Below are 6218 nucleotides of genomic sequence, written 5' to 3'. Positions count from 1 at the left end.
TCGCTATAGTTCGGTCAAGTTCTTCTACAGCCAGTACCCCTCAGTAAAATTTCACAAATAGGGTCTCCAGATTCACACTTCGCTTGGAAGTACGTCAGAGACGACCAGTACTAGTCCTCAGAAGAGGAAGCGTTGTCAGCCTCGCTTCCTTAGACAGACAACAGAATCTACTCTCGTCTACTAAGCAAATCTACTGACCGAATTAATCACAAGTACCTGAGCAGATTGCCATTCGGCAGGTCTGGTTCAGCGTGGCGTCAACTATTATTGATTCTAACCCATTATTTGTATATGGGCATCCTGGTCGCAATCAGCGATGACAGCCAGTTTGAGACCGTGTTAACCGTCGGAGTACGACTGGCCCCAGGGTTAGATGAAAAACTGTATGTGACGCACATAACAGAGACTGAGAGTGCATCGAACGACGAACGAGCGTTCCGCGATGAGGTTGGGGATTGGCTGTTAAATTCCGATCTCTCCGTTGACGCTGAACTTGAACTCGAGCATCTGAGTCGCGATGGACTCCGGTCAGGGACAACGATCGGCAAGCAGCTTCTCGAAATCGCAGAAAGCGATAATATCGACCATATTGTGATCGGGCATCGAGCAAAAAATCGGCTGGCCACAGTTCGTGAAGGACATACCGACTTCGTGGTTGCCGAAGAGGCAGCAGTCCCGGTAACGATCGTCCCGGAAGCCTTCGAACCGTAGCGATAGTAACGTTTGCAACTCTTTGCAACAACCACCTCGAAATGCAGTCTGAGAGTGCGTGAGCCAGTAGTTCCTGAATCGAAGCGAGAACATAAGTGCAAACGCTACTACAACTCAGTGGTCTGTGCTCGCAGTGAGGCGGACGGAAGTGGTATCGGGAGTCGATGACCCCACGTGAGAAACTCAATCTCCGGTTGCTCCCTCCCGAATCGCAGTGTTCGCGACCGTGACACCGCCCGAGAGTGCAGTATTTGGATAGGGAATGTCGATCCCCTCGGCGTCAAATCGCTGTTTAACCCGCTCGGTGAACTCCGCAGTTGTGACTCCGTAGCTGCTTTCGGAGGGGTCGATCCAGAGTCGTCCCGAGAGGATAACTGCTGAGTCACCGAGCTCCGTGACTGGTGCTGATGGCTCGGGAGTCTCAAGCACGCCGTCGATGTGAGTTCCCTCCTCGATGATGACGTCTCGTGCCTGGTTGATGTCCGCATCGTATCCGATTTGGAAGTCGATCGACACTCGCCGCCGATCGTTCGCCGCGTTGTTTATTATCGCTGCATTGGCGAGATCGGAGTTTGGTACGGTGACCAGTTGGTTATCGAACGTGTCCAGTTTCGTCACCCGCATTTGGATCTCTCGAACCACACCCTCGTTGTCGTCCCACTCGATCCAGTCACCGACCGTGAACGGTTCGTCTTTGACGATGAACACACCAGCAACGAAATTCGCGATGAGATCCTGTGCAGCGAAGCCGACTGCGAGCGTCAGTGCCCCACCCAAGGTTGCGAACGCGGCGAGGACAGTGCCAAAGCCAGCAACCGTCGCGGCCAGCGCGACCGCAAAGACCGCCGTCACCAACACGGTCATACTAACGGTAAATCCGATCAGCGTGTCGTCGAAGTTACGCCGTTGAAGTCCGTTTTTGACTGACCGAATCATGATTGACCGCCCAACCCGGTAGACAACCAGGAACACGATGAGGAATATCACTGTTGTCGTGACTGCGCTGAGAATTGTTGGGACGAACTGTTGCAGATCGATCGAGATGCCCTGTTGCATTGGTAACATTCTACGTGCGCTACGGCGGCAATTGGTAAGGTAATAAATGTAGAAACATTCGTCAACCCAGAAATTCAAGTGGCGATCAGTGGTCGTCGAAACTCCCGGCAGCCGATGTGGAATAGAATTCTTATACGTCCACTTAAATGTGTTCTTAATTGTTATATTATGCAGTCTAAGGACTCATAAACTGAATCTTGTTGGGTAAAAAGTAGGTTTGAGGGGATATTCAGTTGGCATTTGAACTCACAAATTTATGTTACTTACTGACTCTTATTATCAGAAAGACCACAACACGTACAGATGAAAGATCGTCCCAGTTCTTACCCTAGTAAAGCGAATTTAATTTGAGTTATGAACGCTATCACGGCGATCGAAACCAGGCCAACCCACGCGAGGAGTTACGCGATACGATCTTCGCTTGGCTTGCCTCATCCTTTGACACAAACACCCAGCACGCGTCATCTCGGAGCACCTATTTCAGGGCGCCAAACACCGCCAGTCGACGGCATGCTTCGCGGTCAGCGTCGCAACAACGGGTCTCGGGTATGAGTAGCCAACAACTGCCTGAAGAGTGGTTCATCAAGGACTCACGAATCAACGCGGCGGTCTCTTGGTTACTCGTCGGCGCGCTCGTCGTCGTCGCAATAACTGCGCTCTTCGATCTCCTGTTTGTCCGCATGGCACTGATAGCTCTCGCAGTATTCGTCGCTGTCATCCCGGCGATCGTCAGCGGAACATGGACCCGAACGGTCCCGTGGCCGCTCCTTTTGCTCTGTACGATCCCGCTTTCAATCGGGGGCATTGGTCTGAGTTTCCTCTCCGACTTCATCACTGGTCTCAGTGTCGCCGCGTTGGGAATGCTCGTCGTCGTATCATTGCAGTTGACGGGGCAGGTGCGGATGACGCCAAACTTTGCCGTGTTTTTTGTGGTGCTTGCCACACTGGCGACAGTGGGCTTTTGGGCGGTCGGCTCGGCAGCTTCGGCTCAGTATCTCGGAACGTCCTTTGTCGAGACCAACGACGAACTGATGATTATCTTCACTGCCGCGACGCTCGCAGGGTTCGTCGCTGGCGGCCTCTTCAGGGTGTACTTCGGACGCCGACTCCAGGCTAACCTCGATCGTCTTGGTGGGGAAGGGGTGAGTGCTTCATGAGCAACAGAGCTCGCGTGCTCGTCTCCAGACGCACACAGGCCGGACTCGTGCGGCTTCTCCAAGCGATGATGGTTGCACTGCTCGGTATCGGACTGTACGTTGGGGACGCCTCGATCATGACCAATGCCACGATCGGGCTTCTCGTCACGCAGTTACCAGCAATACTGGAGCGGAGGTACGAGATCACGATGAACGTGGGGCTCGTTCTCTGGATCACCCTGGCGATGTCGCTACACGCGCTCGGGACGGTGCCGCTTCCCGGCCTCGATTTCGAAAGTCTGTACGGTGCGACATGGTGGTGGGATCACATGACCCACGCACTGTCGTCGTCGCTGGTCGTCGGGTCAGCCTACGCAATAACGCGAGCTCTGCAAGAACACACCGAGCACCTCCACATGGGCCCGAGGTTTACGCTCGTGTACCTCCTGATTTTCGTGATGGCCTTCGGCGTCTTCTGGGAGCTGATCGAGTTCTACGTTGCGATCGGTGCACAGGTGCTTGGTATTCCCCGAGTGCTTACACAGTATGGCCTCGATGACACCGTCCTCGACCTCATCTACAACTCGATCGGTGGCTTGCTGGTCGCTATCTTCGGGACGACGTACCTGACCGGCGTCTCCGATCAAATACGGGACCGACTCGAGGCGGGGTCGGCGAATCGCTGATCGCTATTGCTCGTCGAGCTTCCGGCGCACGCTAAAGGCCTCGTCTCGGCCGTCCAGTCGATCGATGCCGTCGAAACGACGCAGCACGGCCGAGGCCCGTCACCAACCACTCCGTTTAGGAGTCGAACTCGATGTTGCGCGGGAGAAACGCTGAAACGACGAGCGTGAGCAACACGAAGAGGACGAGAAGGAGCAACGTCGCTCGCTGTGCGCCGACCATGGCAGCCTCGAAGATCCCTTCGAGCAGTTCTTGCTCGGCAGTAGTTAGTCCTGCCAGGAACGCCTCACGAGTTGCCTCCGTCGCCGTCTCGGAGGCTTCTTGAAGTGCCCGAGCGAGTTCGTCCCGTCGTGCGATCGACACGGCGACGTCACTCGCCCGGAGGACGCCGTCAGTAACACCCTGGTAGAACTGCCCGAGGAGGAACGCTCCCACGACGGCAGTTCCGATCGCGTATCCGAGCATCCCGGTCGCGTTCATGAGGCCGGACGCCTCAGCCGAGTTCGCCTGGGGGACCGATGACAGCGTCATATTGACCAGTTGTGGCATCAACAATCCGACGCCGATGCCGATCACCGCCATCGGAACCGCCATCCCCACGATCGTCTGATCAGGGGCCGTTCCTACAAACAGCAATGCCAGCCCGACACCGACGAGCACGATTCCAATTTGGATGAGCGTCTTCGGCGAGACGTAGGCGCGCCAGCCGGTGGTAAACGTCGAGACGAGCAGTGTCCCGACAGAGAACGGAAGCATGGCGACGCCGGCCGCGAATGCCGTGTAGCCGAGCCCGGACTGGAGAAACACCGGAACAACGAAAATGAATCCAGCCATGACCAACGACCGCACGCCGAAAGTGAGGGTTCCCGCGGTGAACGCGCGGTTTGTCAACATCGAGATCGGGACGAGCGGTGAGCCGCCGGCCTGTTCGAGGCGGCGCTCGTACTGAGCGAACGCGGCGAACGCAAGCAAGCTCAGCCCGACTAACCAGACAGCCGGCGATGTCCCAAAGGGATTGAATTGGACACCGAAGGCGACGAACGGCCGTGTCGCGACCAGCCAGCCGAACTTCCCAGCGAGAAGGAGGCCGACGACGAGCGACGTCGCAGCGATCATCGAGAATGCTGTCCCGCCGAGATCGAGAGAGTCGCGACCCTGACCCAATGGGGCTGCGCTCACGTAGCGGACGAACACGAGGGCGACGACAACAACGACCGCCTCAAGCGCAAATCCCCACCGCCAGCTAGCGAAGGTTGTCAGGGCACCACCGACGATCGGCCCGACAGCCGCTCCTGTTGCGTTTACGCCAGCCAGTAGTCCAAGTGCTTTCGCCCTATCCTTCCCCTCGTAGGTGACCACGAGTATCGTAAACGTCAGGGGCATGAGCACTGCCGCCGCAGCACCTTCGATGACAGACCAGCCCAGATACAGGACCACTGGACTCCAACTGATTGCAGCCAGCAACGTCCCGACGGCATAGATCACGAGCGTAACCTGCATCAGCCGCCGGACGCCGTAAATCGAGGGGAGTTTGCCAGCGGGCAGCATCAACGCGGCCATCACGAGCGAGTAGAGCGCGATCGCGCCCTGAACGACTGGGACAGTTGTATCGAAGTCTGAGACGATAGCGGGGACGGCCACGTTCATCAGCGTCGAGTCGATGACGGCGATGAACATCGAGAGACTCACTGCAATAGCTGGGCCCCAGTACGAGAGTGTGTCCTGAGACGATCTCGAGGGAGTGTCTTCGCCTTGCCGTTCTTCCCGATCAGCGCTCATTGGGACGCTCCGTCCGACTGGCAATCTGCCAGATGGTTCTGGTATCGAGACCCAGCGACACAGTCCTACACGCTGAAACAGTCAGTCCGTAACCGCCGCGGTTACGACAGTCCCCGCGGGGCCGTCGCAAGCGGATTCTCGAGCGATCGCAAAAGCCGGAGAGTCCACGTATCGAACCGGGCTGTGAGTGGTTAGACATCCGGGGGACAGACAGGCCGCGAGTGTAGTTTTCGAGCAATACCTGGAGCAGTTTTTGACTGAGACGAGTGTCTGTTTTTTTACCCTGAGAGTTCCTCTGCGGCGAAGGTCTCGCGCAGGTTGGTTTCGTCCTCTGGGGAGAGGTTCGTCTCGATAATCTCGAATTCGTACTCGAAGTCCGACAGCTCGTCTTCGATACGCTCGAGATTGCCGTCCCGGCTCAGCAGGAACAGCGCAGAGTTTCCGGGTTCGATCGCGTCCCGAACTTCTTTGATAAAGTCGTCGTCAATGCCGATGTCACCGAATTTACCGGCGATCGCGCCACTGGCAGCGCCGGCCAGGAGGCCGAGCCACGGGGCGAAAAACAGCAATCCGATCAGCATCCCCCAAAAGGCACCGCCGACAGCCCCTGCGCCGACGAGGCTGTGGGCTTGTTTGACTTTGGCGCGTCCTTTTTTATTGCGGACAACGACTGCAGCGTCCTCGAGGGTGATCAACTCCCGTTTTTGGAAGTGGTACATCCGGTCGCGCATCGCCTCCGCACCGTTCATGTCGTCGAATCTGAGTACTACAAGCGAACTCATCGCTCTGACTTAGCGGCCATTGAAAATAGTTACTATACTAATAACAAGGATATGGTAAAATTAACGCAAA

At 56.5% G+C, this 6218-nt stretch carries 6 protein-coding genes; 3 read left to right on the top strand and 3 right to left on the bottom strand.

Features of this window, described 5'->3' with window-relative positions; all coding sequences use genetic code 11:
- Positions 1-291: 291 nt before the first annotated feature.
- Entirely contained in the window at positions 292-711 is a 420-nt protein-coding gene (locus tag E5K03_RS01370) for a universal stress protein (RefSeq protein WP_138004583.1), read from the top strand.
- 183 nt (positions 712-894) lie between these two features.
- Here E5K03_RS01370 and E5K03_RS01365 read toward each other — a convergent pair whose 3' ends face one another.
- The gene (locus E5K03_RS01365) at positions 895-1776 is read right to left on the bottom strand and encodes a mechanosensitive ion channel family protein (protein ID WP_138004582.1); all 882 of its coding nucleotides are present in this window, start codon (positions 1774-1776) and stop codon (positions 895-897) included.
- 539 nt (positions 1777-2315) lie between these two features.
- Here E5K03_RS01365 and E5K03_RS01360 point away from each other — a divergent pair.
- The gene (locus E5K03_RS01360) at positions 2316-2924 is read left to right on the top strand and encodes a hypothetical protein (protein ID WP_171006566.1); all 609 of its coding nucleotides are present in this window, start codon (positions 2316-2318) and stop codon (positions 2922-2924) included.
- A complete protein-coding gene (locus E5K03_RS01355; RefSeq protein ID WP_138004581.1) occupies positions 2921-3589 on the top strand; it encodes a hypothetical protein in 669 nt (222 codons plus the stop codon). The genes E5K03_RS01360 and E5K03_RS01355 overlap by 4 nt, the downstream gene beginning before the upstream one ends.
- Positions 3590-3704: 115 nt before the next feature.
- Here E5K03_RS01355 and E5K03_RS01350 read toward each other — a convergent pair whose 3' ends face one another.
- Complete coding sequence (locus tag E5K03_RS01350; RefSeq protein WP_138004580.1) at positions 3705-5366, bottom strand: MFS transporter; 1662 nt, start codon at positions 5364-5366, stop codon at positions 3705-3707.
- A gap of 278 nt (positions 5367-5644) precedes the next feature.
- Positions 5645-6115: a DUF1269 domain-containing protein gene (locus E5K03_RS01345; protein ID WP_138004588.1), complete on the bottom strand. Its 471-nt coding sequence runs from the start codon at positions 6113-6115 to the stop codon at positions 5645-5647.
- Between the last annotated feature and the right edge of the window lie 103 nt (positions 6116-6218).

It is taken from the genome of Halalkalirubrum salinum (genome assembly GCF_005543295.1).
Classification (GTDB): domain Archaea; phylum Halobacteriota; class Halobacteria; order Halobacteriales; family Haloferacaceae; genus Halalkalirubrum; species Halalkalirubrum salinum.
This window is presented reverse-complemented; position numbering and strand designations above follow the sequence as displayed.

Excerpts from the sequence above, each read along its gene's own strand:
- E5K03_RS01370 (WP_138004583.1), top strand. The coding sequence starts at position 292 with ATGGGCATCCTGGTCGCAATCAGCGATGACAGCCAGTTTGAGACCGTG.
- E5K03_RS01365 (WP_138004582.1), bottom strand. The coding sequence starts at position 1,776 with ATGTTACCAATGCAACAGGGCATCTCGATCGATCTGCAACAGTTCGTC.
- E5K03_RS01360 (WP_171006566.1), top strand. The coding sequence starts at position 2,316 with ATGAGTAGCCAACAACTGCCTGAAGAGTGGTTCATCAAGGACTCACGA.
- E5K03_RS01355 (WP_138004581.1), top strand. The coding sequence starts at position 2,921 with ATGAGCAACAGAGCTCGCGTGCTCGTCTCCAGACGCACACAGGCCGGA.
- E5K03_RS01350 (WP_138004580.1), bottom strand. The coding sequence starts at position 5,366 with ATGAGCGCTGATCGGGAAGAACGGCAAGGCGAAGACACTCCCTCGAGA.
- E5K03_RS01345 (WP_138004588.1), bottom strand. The coding sequence starts at position 6,115 with ATGAACGGTGCGGAGGCGATGCGCGACCGGATGTACCACTTCCAAAAA.